Here is a 15,428-nt window from a genome sequence, read left to right on the forward strand (position 1 = left end):
CGGTCATGACTGAGGCCGATTGGGAGCAGCTCGTGCTCGATCAGCTCGGCGAGTTGGAGTGGCAGCCGAAGCACGGCAAGGAGCTGGCACCCGGCTCGAAGGAGCGCGAGTCGTGGGCCGACATCGTCCTGCACGGCACGCTGAGTCAGAAGCTGCGCGACCTCAACCCCGGGGTGCCCGAGGAGTACCTGCAGCAGGCGAAGGCGGAGGTACTCGCGCCGCAGTCGCAGGACGCGCTGGCGGAGAACAAGCGCCTGCACGACATCCTCATCCGCGGCTACGCGGGCATCACGTACGTCGACGACGAGGGCCGCGAGCAGAGCCCGACGATCCACTTCATGGCTCACGGCGACGTCTCGAAGAACGCCTACCTCGCGGTGCAGCAGGTGACCATCCGCAGCCGTGAGCGCGAGCGTCGCTTCGACGTCGTCCTCTACGTCAACGGCCTGCCGCTCGTCATCGTCGAACTCAAGCAGGCCGCCGCGAAGAACGCGACGGTGGAGGGCGCCTACAACCAGTTGCAGACGTACCTGCGCGAGTTTCCGATGGCGTTCCGGTTCTGCGCGTTCGTTGTCGCGAGCGACGGCATCAGCGCGAAGTACGGTACGCCGTGGACGCCGTACAACCACTTCGCGCCGTGGAGCGTCGACGAAGAGGGCCACCTCATGGAGTTCGGCGAGACCGACCTCGACGGCGAGGCGACGACCGAACTCGACCTCACACTGACGGGCCTGTTCAACATCGACCGGTTCGGGCAGATCATGCGCGACTTCATCGCGTTCGATCAATCCGAAGAAGGCCTCGGCAAGCGCATCGCCAAACCCCACCAGTACTTCGCCGTGACGAAAGCCGTCGCGTCCACCATCAACGCCGTCGACAGTGACGGCCGCGCCGGCGTCGTCTGGCACACGCAGGGCTCCGGCAAGTCGATGGAGATGGAGCTCTACACGGCCAAGGTGATGCGCCACCAGCGCCTCGCGAACCCGACGGTCGTCGTCATCACCGACCGTCAAGAACTCGACACCCAGCTCTTCGACGGGTTCCGGGTGAGCGCCCTGCTGCCGGAGGAACCAAAGCAGGTGGCCTCGCGCGACGAGCTGCGGCGCCTGCTCAGCGAACAGCTGACGGGCGGCATCTACTTCACGACGCTGCAGAAGTTCGGCCTCACCCAGAGCGAACGCGAAGCGGGCGCCGACCATCCGCTGCTGTCGGATCGGCGCAACATCATCGTCATGGCCGACGAGGCGCACCGCAGCCACTACGACACCCTCGACGGGTACGCACGTCACCTCAAGATGGCGTTGCCGAACGCGACGCTCATCGCGTTCACCGGTACCCCCATCGCCGAAGGTGAGCGCGACACGCGGCGCGTGTTCGGCGACGACATCGACGTCTACGACCTGCTGCGAGCCGTCAAGGACGGCGCGACCGTGCCGGTCGCGTTCGAGCAGCGCCTCATCCAGGTACAACGCGTCGACGGCTTCGGCGACGAAGACATCGACGAACGCGCCGAGGAGGTCTCCGCCGGGCTCGACGACGCCGACAAGGCGCGACTGCAGCAGAGCATCGCCAAGCTCGACACGATCTACGGCTCCGACGAACGTCTCGAGAAGTTGGCCGCGGACGTCGTGAGCCACTGGGAGAGGCGGCGCGAACTCATGGCGCCGTTCATCGGCGGGCCCGGCAAGTCGATGATCGTCTGCGCGACGCGACGCACCGCGGCGCGTCTCTACGCGAAGATCGTCGCGCTGCGCCCGGAATGGCACGACGACGCCGACGACAAGGGCGTCATCAAGGTCGTCTACAACGCCACGCCGAGCGACGACGCCGAGGTGACGAAACACCTGCGACGCCCCAGCGCGACGGCCGCCGTGAAGAAGCGGATGAAGAACGCGGACGACCCGCTCGAGATCGTCATCGTCAAGGACATGATGCTCACCGGCTTCGACGCGCCGGCGCTGCACACGATCTACATCGACCGTCTGCTCAAGGGCGCACTGCTCATGCAGACCCTCGCCCGGGTCAACCGCACCTACCGGGGCAAGGCCGACGGCCTGCTCGTCGCGTACGCGCCGCTCGCGGAGAACCTGACGAAGGCGCTCGGCGAGTTCACCCGCGAGGCCGGGACGCCCGGCGAGAAAGCCGTCGGGCAGACGGCCGGTGAAGCCGCAGAGATCGTGTTCGACCTCGTCGACTCGCTGGAGGAGACCGTCACCGCTGCCGGCGTCGACTGGCGTGCCCTGGCGAACGAGGACACGCCGCGCGCGTGGCGCAACGCGGCGCTCGCCGTCACGAATGCGTTGCGTTCGCCGTTGACGCCGGGCAACCGCGACGAGGGCGACCCCGACGTGCGGCCCCTGGGTGAGCAGTTCCGGGTGACCGCCGCGAAGCTCGCGCGAGCGTGGGCGCTCGCAGCCGGTGAGACGACGGTCGAGCGGGTGCGCCCGCAGGTGCGTTTCTTCGGTGAGGTGCGCGAGTGGATGGCGAAGCGCGACGCCGCCGATCGTGTCGCGCGCGGTGAACCGATCCCGGAGGACATCCGACTGCAGCTCGGGGCCCTCGTCGTCGAGTCGACCGAGGCGACGGGTGTCGTCGACATCTACCGTGCCGCCGGGCTCGAACCGCCGACGCTGTCGGACCTGTCGCCGACCTGGATCGAAGAGGCCGCACAGCCCGACCGTGCACAGGCCGCGATCGACGCGCTCAAGGCGCAGTTGCTCACCGACGCGCGCACCGCGACCGCCGGCAACGAGGTGCGTTCCAAGCTGTTCTCCGAACGCGTCAACGAACTGATGTTCAAGTACACCAACCAGCAGCTGACGTCGGCCGAGGTGATCGCCGAGCTCGTCGAGCTCGCCAAGGAGGCCGCAGCCGAGGGGCGGCGTGGTGAGCGGTTCTCACCACCGCTGGAACATGACGAGTTGGCGTTCTACGACGTCGTGGCCGAGAACGAAGCCGCCGTCGACGTCATGGGCGACGACGTGCTCGCTCAGATCGCGCGTGATCTGGTGGCCGCCATGCGACGCGACACGCGCATCGACTGGACGGTGCGTGAAGACGTGCGCGCCAAGCTACGCACCACCATCCGACGACTGCTGCGCAAGTACGGCTACCCGCCGGATCAGCAACCCGAAGCCATCGTGAGAGTCATGCAGCAGATGGAAACCCTGGCCCCGAAGTATGCGGAGGACGCGCGATGAGTGACCCAGTGCAGACGAGGCACGAGGTCCGCCGGGCTCTCGACGCTCTCGAAGAAAGACTCGAGCCGCTGATCGACGCGCGTCTTCGTGAGTTCCTCCACGGTCTGGAATGGACGGAGATTCTCCGAGCCCTCGACGAATCCCGGGGGCGTCCACGCGGCCAGTACTCGCGAAACGACCTCGCCGCGCAGTTGCGCATGCTCACCGAGAGACTGGGTGAACTCGGCTACCCATTTGACGATGACCCGCGACATCCCCGACGCGTCTCGTCCCTCGGCACCCAGCTGCGCCAGCTCCGGAACACGGAAAGACACAACGACGTTCTCGAACCCCACGACGCATGGCGCGCCGGTGACCATGCTGCGCAACTCCTCGATGCGCTGGGAGACGTTGAGGGGGCGCGCCGTCTCGCTGCGATTCGTGACGACGTTGGACGCGCACTGTACGGGGGTGGGCAGCCCATGCCAGCGCGGCGCGAGCTTATGCCCGCGGAGGACATCGACGGGGCCGTCACGCCGGAGGTCCCCATCCCCGCCATCCCCGCAGTGCTGGACGGTGCCCCACTCGGCGACGAACGGCTGGCATACGAACCGTGGCACCCCGTCATCCTCGGGGAGCGTTCGGACATCGAGAACTTGAAACGGGACGCTTGCCGTCAACGTGTGCAAGGCGCGCTGAAGATCATCGTAGAGACAGAAGGGCCGGTGTCGACGGAACGGCTGGCGCGGCTTACTGCCGCAGCCTTCGAGCGTCGCATCTCACCTGCCCTGCGGCGGAGCCTGATGCGCCAGATCAAGCAGCTCCCGGGCGACATCGACAGTGATGGCTTCATCTGGCCGGTGGACATCAAGCTCGCGGAGTGGACGCAATTCCGGCCCGGGCCCCGGGCAAAGCCGGAGGATCTGTGTCCACGCGAAGTAGCGAACGCGCTGCGCTACTGGACCGACCAGCTCGGCGCTCCGGCGTCAGCGCCCGAAGTCCAGGCCGCCACGCTCGCCACGTTCGGCCGCCAGCGGCGTACCGCTTCGGTTCGTGAGGTGCTGAACCGCGCTGAGGCCCTACTCGAGTGAGCGTTGAGCGTTGTCGGTGGCGGGTGGCACTCTCGGGATCATGATGAGTGAAGGTGCCGGATGAGGCTGGCGTGGCCGCCCGGAGTCCGGTCGACGCGTGACGGCGCCGCGATGTGGGTGACGCCGGATGTTGCGCGAGCAGACCCTGGCCTGCGCGAGATGCTGGCGTCCCTGCCGCCGGCGGTTCGCGCCGACCTGCGCGCTCAGATCAAGCGCAAGCGCGACCGGGCGTTGGAAGGCACATTGCAGTTCTGTCCCTGCGGCCCGTCGCAGAGGGGATGCGCGCACGACGTCAAACAATCCGTGCGGCGGCCACTCGTGCTCGAGATGCGGTGGAAGAACGTCATCGACGAGGACGGTGCTCACCTGGCAGCCCGGCTGTATTTCACCGAGCCCGAGCACCTCGATGAGCTCACCTTTTTGACGTTCCGGGCCAAGTACCCCGACACAGCAGGGTGGCGCGCAGCCCAGAACGGGCACATGGACGAGGCTGAGGCGGTGCGCCTCGCGCATTTCAGTTCATGAGTCATACTGGGGCATATGACTCTGAGTGCATACGTGGGGGTGTGTGATGGATTTTCTCGATGACATCTTCGGGCCAGAGACGGACGAGGATCGTCTCGCCGAGCGCAACCTCGTGCACGAGGAGGAGTGGCTGAGCCGCCTCGTCGAGCTGCGCAAGGCGAAGAACCTGTCCCAAGGTGACGTGGGCGAACGCATGGGGATCTCGCAGAGCGGTGTCGCGCGCATCGAAGCAGGAAACCGCGATCTCCACCTGTCATCGCTGCGTCGCTATGCCATCGCCGTGGGCGCAGAGGTGCGACACGTCGTCAACCCTGCCCGCCCGACGTTGACCGTCGACATCGAGCCCGAAGATGTCGCTCCGGTGGTGGGAGTGCCTCGTGCGCGACGCGATGCCCGCACCATGATCTTCGCCGTGGGTGCCTGACCGTGCTGATCGCCGGGGTCGACGTGGAGCTGCGAGCGGTGACGGTGTTGAGCACCAGCGCGGCTGTGAAGGCTGACGACGAGCTACCCGAGTGGGCTCCTCTCGCGGGCAAGATGAGTGCGAGTTTCGACGCGGCCCACTTCGAGAAGGCGGCCCGGGTTCGTATCGACATCACCGCCACCGGGGACGACGGCATGTGCGCCGTTCGCGCTGAGCTTCTGTGTGAGTTCGCAGTGCCGAATGATGAGAGTTTCGCTCGGGATTGGCCCGAATCCGACGCTCACGGAGCCCTGGATGCCGTGTGGCCCCACGCTCGCGGAGCCCTGCAGGCGGCAGCATTCAGCATCGACCAGCGCCTGCCTCTTCGGCGACTGCCTCCCGAACCGCACAGCCACTGACACCGAGGCCGGGATGCCAGCTCCATCCCCGGCCGGTTCGCTCAGATCCGCCGCGGCGCACCCGTGGGGCCGCGCACTCAACCCCACGCCCGTTGCGATGTGTGGCAAGGTTGAACGAACGCTGAACACCACCCCGCCCCGCGAGGTCCGACCGCACGAGGTAGCCACGACATGTCGAGCGACGCCCGCGTCCGCACCGTCCGCCTGGACTGGACGCTCGAATCCGTGCCCAGCATCCGCCGCACCATCGTCGACGACCTCTCCGACGGCGAGATCAGCGACGAAGTCATCGGCGAATGCGAGATCGTCGTCAGCGAACTCGTCACCAACGCCATCCGCCACGCCAAGCCCCTGCCCGACGGCAGCATCCGTGTGCACTGGAAGGTGCGCGCCCCGCGCGTCGAGATCGAAGTGACCGACGGCGGCGGCGACGACATCCCCATGCCCAAACCCAAGAGTGAATGGGTCAACTCTGGCCGCGGCCTGCGCATCGTCCGCTCCCTCGCCCACGAATGGGGCGTCAGCGACGAACGCAACGGCCGTACGGTGTGGGCCAGTTTGGGCGGCCCGTCGCGCAGGCGCGCCTGACCTCGCAAGCTCGGGCAGGCCGCCTCCGCGGCCGCCCGCCCAAACATTTCTCTGCGCGTCTTGCGGCGCATCGGCCTCGCACGCTCGGCAGATGCACTCGCTGCGACACGCGTGCGGCCCGTCGCGCAGGCGCGCCTGACCTCGCAAGCTCGGGCAGGCCGCCTCCGCGGCCGCCCGCCCAGACATTTCTCTGCGCGTCTTGCGGCGCATCGGCCTCGCACGCTCGGCAGATGCACTCGCTGCGACACGCGTGTGGCCCCAGCCGACGCGGCGCGCGCCTGACGACGTTCCACTACCGCAGCGAGATGACGCATCGCGCCGCCGCGGGCACGCGACATCACTAGACTCATCGACCATGGGTAAGGCTTCACGCCGCAAGGGCAAAGAGAACAAGCGTCCGCTCGATCCGTCGCAGATGCCGGCGCCGTTCGTCGCGCGTCCATTCGAGGGCCTCGCAGGTGAGACGGACTGGGTGGCGATGCGTGAGATCGTCCCGTCGGCGACGGCAAAGGTCACCTTCGAGGTCGACGGGCAGGAGCACGAGGCGGTCATCGCGACGATCCTGCCGATGGCGTGGCCCGGCCTGCGTCGCGAGGACGGCGACATGATGGTGGCGCTGCAGACGGGCGGTGGATCCGGCGACGCGAGCCGCGACCTCGCCGCGCAGCTCATCGCTGTCACGCAGCTCGAGAACGGCCAGCCGCTGCCCGCACCGCCGCGCGTCAGCGCCGCGACGCCGCGCCTGCAGGACATCATCACGAGCACGACGTTCGAACCGACCGTGCACGAGACGTTCGACTTCTGGATCCCCGAAGAGCACGAGATCGGCGAAGAGGCCTCCGTCTCGATGGAGGACGCCAACGAGTCGATCGCTCCGACCGCCCCGATCGACGGCGTCGACTCCGCCTATTGGTGCCTCATCGGTGACCGCGCCTTCATTCGCTGGGTGCTGCCGCACGACGAGAACAAGGCCACCGACGCGCTCGCCCGCCTGTCCGCATCCGGCAAGGCACGTATGCCGGAGAACGACGACGAAGGCCGCCTCCTCGGCGCGTTCCGTGCGTGCGGTGTGCTGACGCCCGTGTGGGAGGTCGCGACCGACCGCCTGCCCGAGCAGCAGGCCGCGCCGATGGCCGAACTCGCCAAGGCCTTCGACGACGCGTTCGCCTCGCTCGAGACCGAGCCGCTCACCGCCGACGAACGTCGCGCCCGCAACGGCATCGTCTCGCGCCAGATCACGCTGCGCTGACGTCCGCCATCAGGTCGCACTGAGCTCGGCTCTCCGCCGGGCAACGACCGCGGCGGCGCTCGTCATCAGGCGCTCACCTTGCCGTCACTCGTGAGGCCCCCACATCGTCAGGTGCGGGGGCCTCACGCGTGTCGCTGCCGGGGGCGTCGTCGTCTGACGGAAGGGGCCGAGCGCGGCGCGCGTCCTACGTCGGCGACGGTGTGAAGGGATCAGTGGAAAGGGCTCGAAGCCCCCGGAAGCCTGTACCCATCTGCGATTTTCATCCACATTCGCCTTCCCGCAACGTCCGTTGAATGTGGACGTAAATCGCAGATGGGTACGGCCGTCAACTCTTCACGGCAGGCACGCGAGGGGCTTCGCTCGTGCGCGGCGATCCGAGGCGCGCCGCGACGATGACGAGCAGTGGCATGATGACGAGCGCGCCGGCGGGCGGGATCGAGGTGCCCGAGTCGTTGGCGAGGAATCCGGCGGCGAGCATGATCGTGATGGCGATGAGGCCGTGCCGCATCATGGGCACGCGCACGAGCAGTGGCTTGAGGAAGCGCCCGGGCCCGTCGGGAAACGCGAGCACGACGATGCACACGACGAGCCAGATCGGCACGAACCAGTAGAACCAATGCGTGTTGAGCATGTGCCAGTTTGCGTACAGCACCCGCCTGATCGGGTTGACCTGCCCGTCGCCGACGAGGCCGGCGAAGATGTCGCCGAGGTGTGTGCGCGCACTCTCGCCGCGCAGGTAGTCGAGCCAGCCGATGACGAAGACGAACGCAGCACCGCCCAACGCGGCGAGCAGCAGTCGCGTCAGCGTGATCCGCCACCCGCGCGCACGCATCGCCAGGTAGATGATCGCGGGCACGAACGCTGCCGAGCCGCCACCCTCGTTGCCCCACTGCGGCACCCCGTTGACGAGGATGGCGGGCACGCCGATCGCGAGCACCGTCAGCAATGCGAGCCGCGGCCGTTTCATCGCGCGATAACGCCCCGCGAGCATCGCCGCGACGAACAGGCATGACGTCATGAACAGCGCGTATCCGACGTTGCCCATCCCGAAGAATCGGCCGCCGTACACCGGCTGCAGCCCGAGCACGCTGACGAGCTGCAGCGGCGATCCCTGCACCGCGTCCATCGCGAGCACCAGCGCGGTGCAGGAGGCGACGAAGACGGCAGGGCCGGGCGTCCAGCGACGCCACGGCCCGAGCAGTGCGAGCGTCGCGATGACGACGATGATGACGACGACGCACCCGCCGAGCCACGCCAACGCATGGTCGTGGAGGTACCAGGCGTAGAGGTTCGCCAGGAAGGTGGCCACCGGCACCGCACCGAGCAGCGCACCCGTCGTCGCCCACCAACCGCGCGCCACCCGCAGCCGGCGCGTCATGACGGCGCGAGCCGCGGCGTCGCCGACGCCCGCGGCGTCGCCGTCAGCCACGTCACGTCCGCTCCAGGGCCACCAGCGCGCGCGGACCGACAGCCACGCCCCGATGGTGACGGCGAGCGCGCCGAGGGCCGCGACCCAGACGAAGAACGGCCCGACGAGGTTGCGCTCGGTGCGCAGCAGGGTCTGGGTGTGGCGCACCGAGCGCAGTGCGGCGGGCGTCGAGACGGGTTCGATCGACAGGGGGCGCCCCTCGCCGAGCACCGGCGGGCGGGGGGTGCGTTGGAGGACGAACGCGGAGATGTCGGTCGTCGTGACGATCCCGCGCTGACGCGTCTGGCGCGAGCGCAGCATGCCGGAGCCGACCGTCGGCCCGTCGAGCATGATCGCGCGCGGCGATTCGGGACGTTCGTCATCGGTGAGGCCGGTGACGAGGACGGTCGTGTCGATGGGTGCCGCGTCGAGCACCTGACGCAGTTGCGCGTCGCTGCGCCCCTCGAGCGAGACGTACGTGACGGGGCACGCGGCGAGGTCAGCGCCGGAGATGCTCGGCCAGTAGTGCGAGACGACGCCCTGACGGTTCGCCGCACCGAGCGTTGCCCGTTCTCCAACGGCGCTGACGCACTGGCCGTCCTTCTCCAGTGTCGAGGTGACGAGCCCCATGCGTGAGGGGATGTTGCGTTTCAGCGCGTCCTTGGCCCACGTGCTCCACTGCGGGTAGCGGTAGGTGTGGTGCGTCGCGTCGTACTCGCCTTTCACCGGAGGCGGGCAGAAGTCGTTCGTGCCGGACGCTGCCGCCATCGGCGGGCTGTAGCCGAGCGGGGTGCGTGTACCGGAGCCCAGCGTCACCCATGCCGCGTCGCTGCACGAGTGGTCGCTGATGACGCGGACGAGCTGGTTGCCGACGGCGGCGTGCTGCGACATGTCCCACAGCGTCGGTGTCGTGTCGGGGTTGATGTCGCTCCATGTCAGCCCCGGCATGCCGACGACGACGAGGTTGCCGGGCAGCGCGCGATGCGTGGGGGAGGTGTCGGACTTGGCGACGGAGATGCCCACGGCGAGCGCCGCGAACGTCACGGCGGCGACGAGAGCAGTCACGAGCCACCGACGGAACACCGCTCAAGCGTAGACGCTGATCCTGGATCCTCGCTGCGACCGGTAGGCTCGTGGCCCGTGGATCTCGCCCTCGCCCTGACCGTCTTCACGACGCTGTTCCTCGTCGAACTCCCTGACAAGACCTTCATCGCGACGCTCGTGCTCGCGACGAAGTATCGGCCCCTGTACGTGTGGATCGGTGTCGCGTCCGCGTTCGCCGTGCAGACGGTCGTCGCCGTGCTGTTCGGCCGCGCGCTCACCCTGCTGCCGGAGAAGCCGGTGCACGCCGTCGTCGCGCTGCTGTTCCTCGTCGCAGGTTTCGTGCTGATCAAGGGCGCGAAGGAGGCCGATGAGGGTGAGGCGGAGGCCGAGGAGGAGTTCGGTGCCAAGGCCAAGCCGGCCGAGGGGCTCAAGGCGATCGGGGCGAGCTTCCTCATCCTGTTCCTCGCCGAGTGGGGCGACCTCAGCCAGCTCGCGACCGCCGGTTTCGTCGCGCGTGGCGGCAACCCCTGGCTCGTCGGCCTGTCGGCGTTCCTCGCGCTCGCCCTGGTCTCGGCGTTGGGCGCCGTCGCCGGAAAGGCGCTGCTCAAGCGGCTCAGCCTCTCCGCCATCCGCACCGCCGGTGGCGTCGTGTGCCTGCTGTTCGCGGCGCTCATGGTGGCCGCCCTCGCCGGCGTCGAATTCCCGGCCTGGGTGCCGGTCTGATCGACCACGCCCGGTTGCATAGGCTGACGTCGTGATCGCCGTCGCTCTCGCCGTCGCAGTGTGTGCTCTCCTGCTCGCCGGGTGGGCGCTCGTGCAGGTCCGCGCGAGCGAGGCCCGCCTCGCGACCATCATCGGTGACGACGACGGCGGCCCGCGCCAGGTGGCGCGCGACATCGCCGCTGCTCGAACCGAACTCGCCGCAGCCCGCGCCGATTCGGGACGCGCGCTCAAGCACGTCGCAGTCGTCCGCTACGACGCGTTCGGCGACATGGCGGGTCAGCTGTCGTTCTCGGCGGCCCTCGTCGATGACGCCGGTGACGGTCTCGTCATCTCGTCGATCCACGGGCGCGCCGAGTCACGCACGTACGCCAAGAGTGTCGAAGCAGGCGCGAGTTCGAGCGAGCTCACGCCCGAGGAGAAGCAGGCGGTCGCCGCGGCGCGCGCCGGTGAGGGGAATGCCCGATGACGCACGACGAACCGACCTACGGCTACCTCGGCCCTGCCGGCACGTTCACGCAGGCTGCGCTGCGGGGGTGGCTCGAGCAGCAGAGGCGTGACACCGCCGGAGCGGTGCGTCCCGCCAGTGACGAGGGGGCGGACGCGACCACGCCTGCCGCGGGTGCTTCGACCCCCGGTGAGGCGAGTTCGCACCAGACTCCCAGCTCGTCCGGCGCCCCAACCGCGACGGACGACCTCGTCGCGGCTGCCCTGGAACGCTCGGTCCCGTTCGCGACCGTCCCGGCCGCGCTCGACGCGGTGCGTTCGGGTGGCGTCGACGGCGTCATGGTGCCGATCGAGAACAGCGTCGAGGGTGGCGTGAGCTCCACGCTGGACGCCCTCAACGCGGGAGCCGGCGCACCCACGGACTCGCAGTTGCTGCTCGTCGGTGAGGTGCTCGTGCCGATCACGTTCGTCCTCGCGGCCCGCCCGGGCACGCGCGCCGAGCAAATCACGGGCGTCGGGTCGCACTCGCACGCGTGGCCGCAGGTGCGCGGCTGGATGGCGTCGAACCTGCCACAGGCGACCTACGTGCCGACGCTTTCGACGGCCGCCGCCGCGCAGAGCCTCGCCGATGACGCCGCAGAGAACTTCCAGGCTGCCGTGTGCGCGCCGATGGCCGCCGACGTATTCGGCCTCGAGACCCTCGCCACGCACATCGGCGACAACGCGGGCGCCGTCACCCGATTCGTCCTCGTGACGAAGGCCCGCGACGCCGCGGGCCGCCCCCGCACCCCCGCGCCGACGGGCCACGACAAGACGACGCTCGTGCTCTACCAGCACGCCGACCGCGCCGGGGGGCTGCTCGAACTGCTCGAGCAGTTCGCGACGCGTGGCATCAGCATGTCGCGCCTCGAATCGCGTCCGACGGGCGAGGCGATGGGCAGCTACTGCTTCTCGCTCGACATCGAGGGGCACATCGCGTCCGAACGTGTCGGGGAGGCGCTCATGGGGCTCAAGCGCGTGGCCGCCGACGTGCGTTATCTCGGCTCGTACGCGCGCGCCGACAAGCGTCCCGTCGACGTCACGCCCGAGACGAGCGACGAGGCCTTCGCCGACGCCCGCGCGTGGTTGCACGCGCTGCGCTGAGGGCCGTCCGCCTGAACGGGGTCTCCTCGTCGCAGGGCGCCGCGCGTCAGTCGCCCGTCAGTGCAGCGTGCGGTGACGCGACTCGACGAACGGCGCGTCGTGGTCGGCGAGCCAGCGCAGCACCTGCGGTGCGACCTGCGGTTCGGTGCGCGCGAGTCGCTCGTGCAGTTCGGTGAGGTCGAGGCGCACGCCCAGCTCGTCGAGCCTGCGCAGGATCGTCAGCGTCATCGCGAACACCAGCGCCCAGCGGTCCTCGGCCTCGGGCGTGAAGGCGTAGTCGATGCGCCGGATGCGCGGGTTGTCCTGCACGCGCTCGAACCGTGCGTCGAGTTCGGCGCGCGTCGCGCGCGTGCGGGCGACGGCGGCGTCGAGCTCCTCCGGAGAGACGGGGTCGAGGCGGCTCGCCGGGTGCTCGGCGGCGTGACGCAGGGAAGCATCGTCCTCGCGCACGTAGAAGTGCAGCAGCTGGCTCGTCACGCGGCCCTGCGCGTCGCCGAACGGCGCATGGTCGTTCGCCGGCGGAACGACGGCGCTGTGGTGCGTCCACACGCGACACAGCGGGGTCGCGGCGTAGAGGAAGTTGTCATGGATGTCGGCGCGCAGCGGTTCCGCCGCATAGGGGTCGCTCACCAGCTCGCGGGCGAGCTCACGCGTCGTCGTGAAGCCGTAGCCGAGCACCATCGCGACGATGTCGCCCACGTCGTCGGGCCACGGCGTCGTCGTGACGGACGTGATGGCAATGGCGGGCAGGCCGACGTGGGGGCGATCCACCGCGCTCGTGCGCGGGCAGCCGACGTGCTGCACGGCCCAGGCGGCGTAGGCGTCGGGGTTGGGCTGCAGGCTCGTGTCGGCGAAGCGCGGTGCGCGTCGACTGCGGACGGCGAACGCGTCGTGCAGCGCGTCATGGACGAGGGGGTACTGGTTCGGTTGCGGCGCGGTGGCCTCGGCGCCCTGGGCGCGTAGGTCGATGCGGTCGGAGACGTGCATCGGGTAGCCGCGCGGGCCCTCGAAGACGGGCAGGACGGCGGCGCCGAGCCCCGACGCGGCGGCCGCGCGCACGACGTTGACGGCGCCCTCGTCAGCAGTGATCGCCGTCAGGGTGCTCTGGGCCTCGGCGATCTTGGCGCGCACCGTCTGCAGCCGGTAGGCGGCTTCGATGAGCTCGGCGTTCTCGGGGGCGGGGTCGAGGATGCCCATGACGCGCGGCAGGTGCGTCGGGTCGTAGGTGGCGCGGCCGGTGGGGTCGCTGCTCATGCCGAGGATGCGTCCGATGACCTTGAGCGTCATCAGGGGCGGTGACGTCGAGTGCCGCCAGCGCTTGATGATCTGCTCGTCGACGGGTGCGCTCAGACCGCTGGAGGGCAGGTCTGCGTTGATCGCCTCGGCGAGCGCCTTGTTCGTGAAGCGGCGCATTTCCATCCAGTGCTTGAGTTCGCTGCGGAAGATCTCCCAGCTGGAGTCGTGCGCTGCCATCGTCGGTGGTCCCCTCGTGAGCGTGCCCGTGTCCGACGCGGGCGCATGCCGTGGCTTCCGGCCAGTGTAGGAAGGCGCGGCTCGCTTGGCCGCGCACCAAGTCGGTTGTCCGACCTGTGAACAGAAATCTTCGCTTGACCTCGTCAGACCCTATTCGACCAGGACGAAAATTTCGGGTTGACCAGGGGGCACTCGTGGTCGGCCAGCCACCGCAGCAAGGAGGGGGCGATGTCCGGTTCGTCTCGCATCAACCGATCATGCACGGCGTCGAGGCCGTCGGTGCGCTCGACGCCGAGCTCGGCGAGAAAGCGCGTCGCGGCCAGCGCCGCGCCGAGGGCGTTCTCCCACCGCTGCGCCGACGTCTCGGCGAACGGTGTCGGCACGAGCAGGGTGCGTCGTCGCACGTGCGCGAGCGCGCCGCTGTGCAGGCGGGCCTCGACGGTGGACGAGGTGGTCTGCGTCAGCGTCAGAGCTTCCTCGGCGCTCATGCCGAGCTGCCCGCCGAGCTATTCGGACGTCCACTCGATGAGCCGGTGATCCTCGACGAGTCGGATGTGCACGAGGCCGGGCGAGCCGGTTCCGTCGGCTGCGGCCCACGGCGAGTTCGGGTTGTCCTCCGGCACCATGACGCTGTGGTGCGACCACACGTGGTGCGACGGCGGGCGCGCGACGAACTGATCGTGCACCTCGCTGCGCAGCGCGTCCGTCGCGATCGGGTTGCGCGTCAGCTCACGCGCGATCTCGCGGGTCGTGACGAAGCCGTAGCCGAGCAGCCACGCGATGATGCCGCCCACGTCGTCGGCCCGCGCACTCGTCGTCGAGGCGGTGACGGCGATCGCCGGCGCGGCGGGGTGGATGGCCTTGCCGTTGCGCATCGAGGGGCGGCCGATGAGCTGGATCGCCCAGTGCGATTGTTCAGCCAGATCATCAGGCTGGGTGCTGAATCGTGGATGGCGGGTGCCCGGCACGGCGGCGTTGGCGACGAGCGCGGCGAGCATCTCGTCGTTCTCCTCGACGGCAGGGATGTCGTCGCGCGGGGTGCGGAAGTCGATGCGGTCGGCGACGTGCATCGGATAGCCGACCGGTCCCTCCCAGACGGGAGAGACTGCCGCGGCGTACCCGTACGAAAGCGCCGTCTGGACGAGCTGGCCGGCGCCGGTGCGCGCGGCGTGGCGGCTCAGCTGGCCGCGCACCTCACTGAGGCGCAGGCGAAGCTCCTGCAGGCGCAGGCTCGTGTCGAGAAGTTCCTGGGCCGGCGCGGCGGGCGCGAGCAGGCCCATGCGACGCAGGATGAACGCGGGATCGTAGGGAGCCTGACCGCTCGGGTCGTCGCTCATCGCGAGCAGGGAGGCGATGTGAGGCACGGCTTCGAGGGGCGGTGACGTGGAGTGGCGCCATCGCTTGACGACGTGCTCGTCGAACTGCTGGTCGACGGTGAGCTCGTTGAGGCGAGCGGCGAGGGCCCTGCTCGTCATCCCCCGAAGCTCCATCCAGTGGCGGAACTCCTGGCGGAACGCCTCCCACCCGGCGTCATGGCTGGCCATGCAGCAGCTCCTCGTTCTCGGTTGCGCTTCCCCCGTGCGCGGCGCCGTGGCGGCTCGCGCGGGCCTGTCGTCCGCCACCACCCGGTCGGACGTCAGACCCACTACGCGTGTCGGATTTCACCACTCGCGTTCGATAAAGCGTACCTGACGGTCAACATAGATTCAGGGTCATTGGTCCCTTCGGGTGAAGGACCC

14 protein-coding genes are annotated in these 15,428 nt (G+C 69.2%); 10 read left to right on the plus strand and 4 right to left on the minus strand.

Going from position 1 to position 15,428, the window contains the following annotated elements; translation table 11 throughout:
- Positions 1-5: 5 nt before the first annotated feature.
- The 7 genes from EDC82_RS01360 (at position 6) to EDC82_RS01390 (ending at position 7,454) form a co-directional block, all read left to right on the plus strand.
- Complete coding sequence (locus tag EDC82_RS01360) at positions 6-3,200, plus strand: type I restriction endonuclease subunit R (protein WP_131940344.1); 3,195 nt, start codon at positions 6-8, stop codon at positions 3,198-3,200.
- Positions 3,197-4,270 carry a Swt1 family HEPN domain-containing protein gene (locus EDC82_RS01365; protein WP_131940346.1) on the plus strand — a complete coding sequence of 358 codons (1,074 nt, stop codon included), beginning with the start codon at positions 3,197-3,199 and terminating at the stop codon, positions 4,268-4,270. Before EDC82_RS01360 ends, EDC82_RS01365 begins: the two co-directional genes overlap by 4 nt.
- A gap of 111 nt (positions 4,271-4,381) precedes the next feature.
- A complete protein-coding gene (locus tag EDC82_RS01370) occupies positions 4,382-4,795 on the plus strand; it encodes a hypothetical protein (protein WP_131940348.1) in 414 nt (137 codons plus the stop codon).
- Between the two features lie 46 nt (positions 4,796-4,841).
- Positions 4,842-5,219, plus strand: a complete 378-nt coding sequence (locus EDC82_RS01375; RefSeq protein ID WP_074045901.1) for a helix-turn-helix transcriptional regulator — start codon at positions 4,842-4,844, stop codon at positions 5,217-5,219.
- A gap of 2 nt (positions 5,220-5,221) precedes the next feature.
- A complete protein-coding gene (locus EDC82_RS01380) occupies positions 5,222-5,617 on the plus strand; it encodes a hypothetical protein (protein ID WP_074039600.1) in 396 nt (131 codons plus the stop codon).
- 171 nt (positions 5,618-5,788) lie between these two features.
- Positions 5,789-6,205, plus strand: a complete 417-nt coding sequence (locus EDC82_RS01385; protein ID WP_006947063.1) for an ATP-binding protein — start codon at positions 5,789-5,791, stop codon at positions 6,203-6,205.
- Between the two features lie 355 nt (positions 6,206-6,560).
- Complete coding sequence (locus EDC82_RS01390) at positions 6,561-7,454, plus strand: DUF5926 family protein (RefSeq protein WP_131940350.1); 894 nt, start codon at positions 6,561-6,563, stop codon at positions 7,452-7,454.
- A 325-nt stretch (positions 7,455-7,779) separates the two neighbouring features.
- Here the strand turns inward: EDC82_RS01390 and EDC82_RS01395 are convergent, their stop codons facing one another.
- The gene (locus tag EDC82_RS01395; RefSeq protein WP_131940352.1) at positions 7,780-9,945 is read right to left on the minus strand and encodes a hypothetical protein; all 2,166 of its coding nucleotides are present in this window, start codon (positions 9,943-9,945) and stop codon (positions 7,780-7,782) included.
- Between the two features lie 57 nt (positions 9,946-10,002).
- Here EDC82_RS01395 and EDC82_RS01400 point away from each other — a divergent pair, with 57 nt between their 5' ends.
- Genes EDC82_RS01400 through pheA form a run of 3 tightly spaced genes read left to right on the plus strand, consistent with a single transcriptional unit; the run spans position 10,003 to position 12,216 of the window.
- Positions 10,003-10,629, plus strand: coding sequence for a TMEM165/GDT1 family protein (locus tag EDC82_RS01400; RefSeq protein ID WP_131940354.1), 627 nt, complete (start codon positions 10,003-10,005; stop codon positions 10,627-10,629).
- 31 nt (positions 10,630-10,660) lie between these two features.
- Positions 10,661-11,095: a DUF4446 family protein gene (locus EDC82_RS01405; RefSeq protein ID WP_038566542.1), complete on the plus strand. Its 435-nt coding sequence runs from the start codon at positions 10,661-10,663 to the stop codon at positions 11,093-11,095.
- Complete coding sequence (gene pheA / locus EDC82_RS01410; RefSeq protein ID WP_038566544.1) at positions 11,092-12,216, plus strand: prephenate dehydratase; 1,125 nt, start codon at positions 11,092-11,094, stop codon at positions 12,214-12,216. Before EDC82_RS01405 ends, pheA begins: the two co-directional genes overlap by 4 nt.
- Positions 12,217-12,273: 57 nt before the next feature.
- On the opposite strand, the gene EDC82_RS01415 is transcribed toward pheA, so the two are convergent.
- The 3 genes from EDC82_RS01415 to EDC82_RS01425 form a co-directional block, all read right to left on the minus strand.
- On the minus strand, positions 12,274-13,689 hold the full coding sequence (locus EDC82_RS01415; RefSeq protein ID WP_131940356.1) for a hypothetical protein: 1,416 nt from the start codon (positions 13,687-13,689) through the stop codon (positions 12,274-12,276).
- Positions 13,690-13,832: 143 nt separating this feature from the next.
- A complete protein-coding gene (locus EDC82_RS01420) occupies positions 13,833-14,177 on the minus strand; it encodes a hypothetical protein (RefSeq protein ID WP_131940358.1) in 345 nt (114 codons plus the stop codon).
- Between the two features lie 18 nt (positions 14,178-14,195).
- Entirely contained in the window at positions 14,196-15,233 is a 1,038-nt protein-coding gene (locus EDC82_RS01425; RefSeq protein WP_131940360.1) for a hypothetical protein, read from the minus strand.
- Positions 15,234-15,428: the final 195 nt, after the last annotated feature.

Origin of the sequence: Dermacoccus sp. SAI-028, from assembly GCF_004346775.1 — a bacterium.
Classification (GTDB): Bacteria; Actinomycetota; Actinomycetes; order Actinomycetales; family Dermatophilaceae; genus Dermacoccus; species Dermacoccus nishinomiyaensis.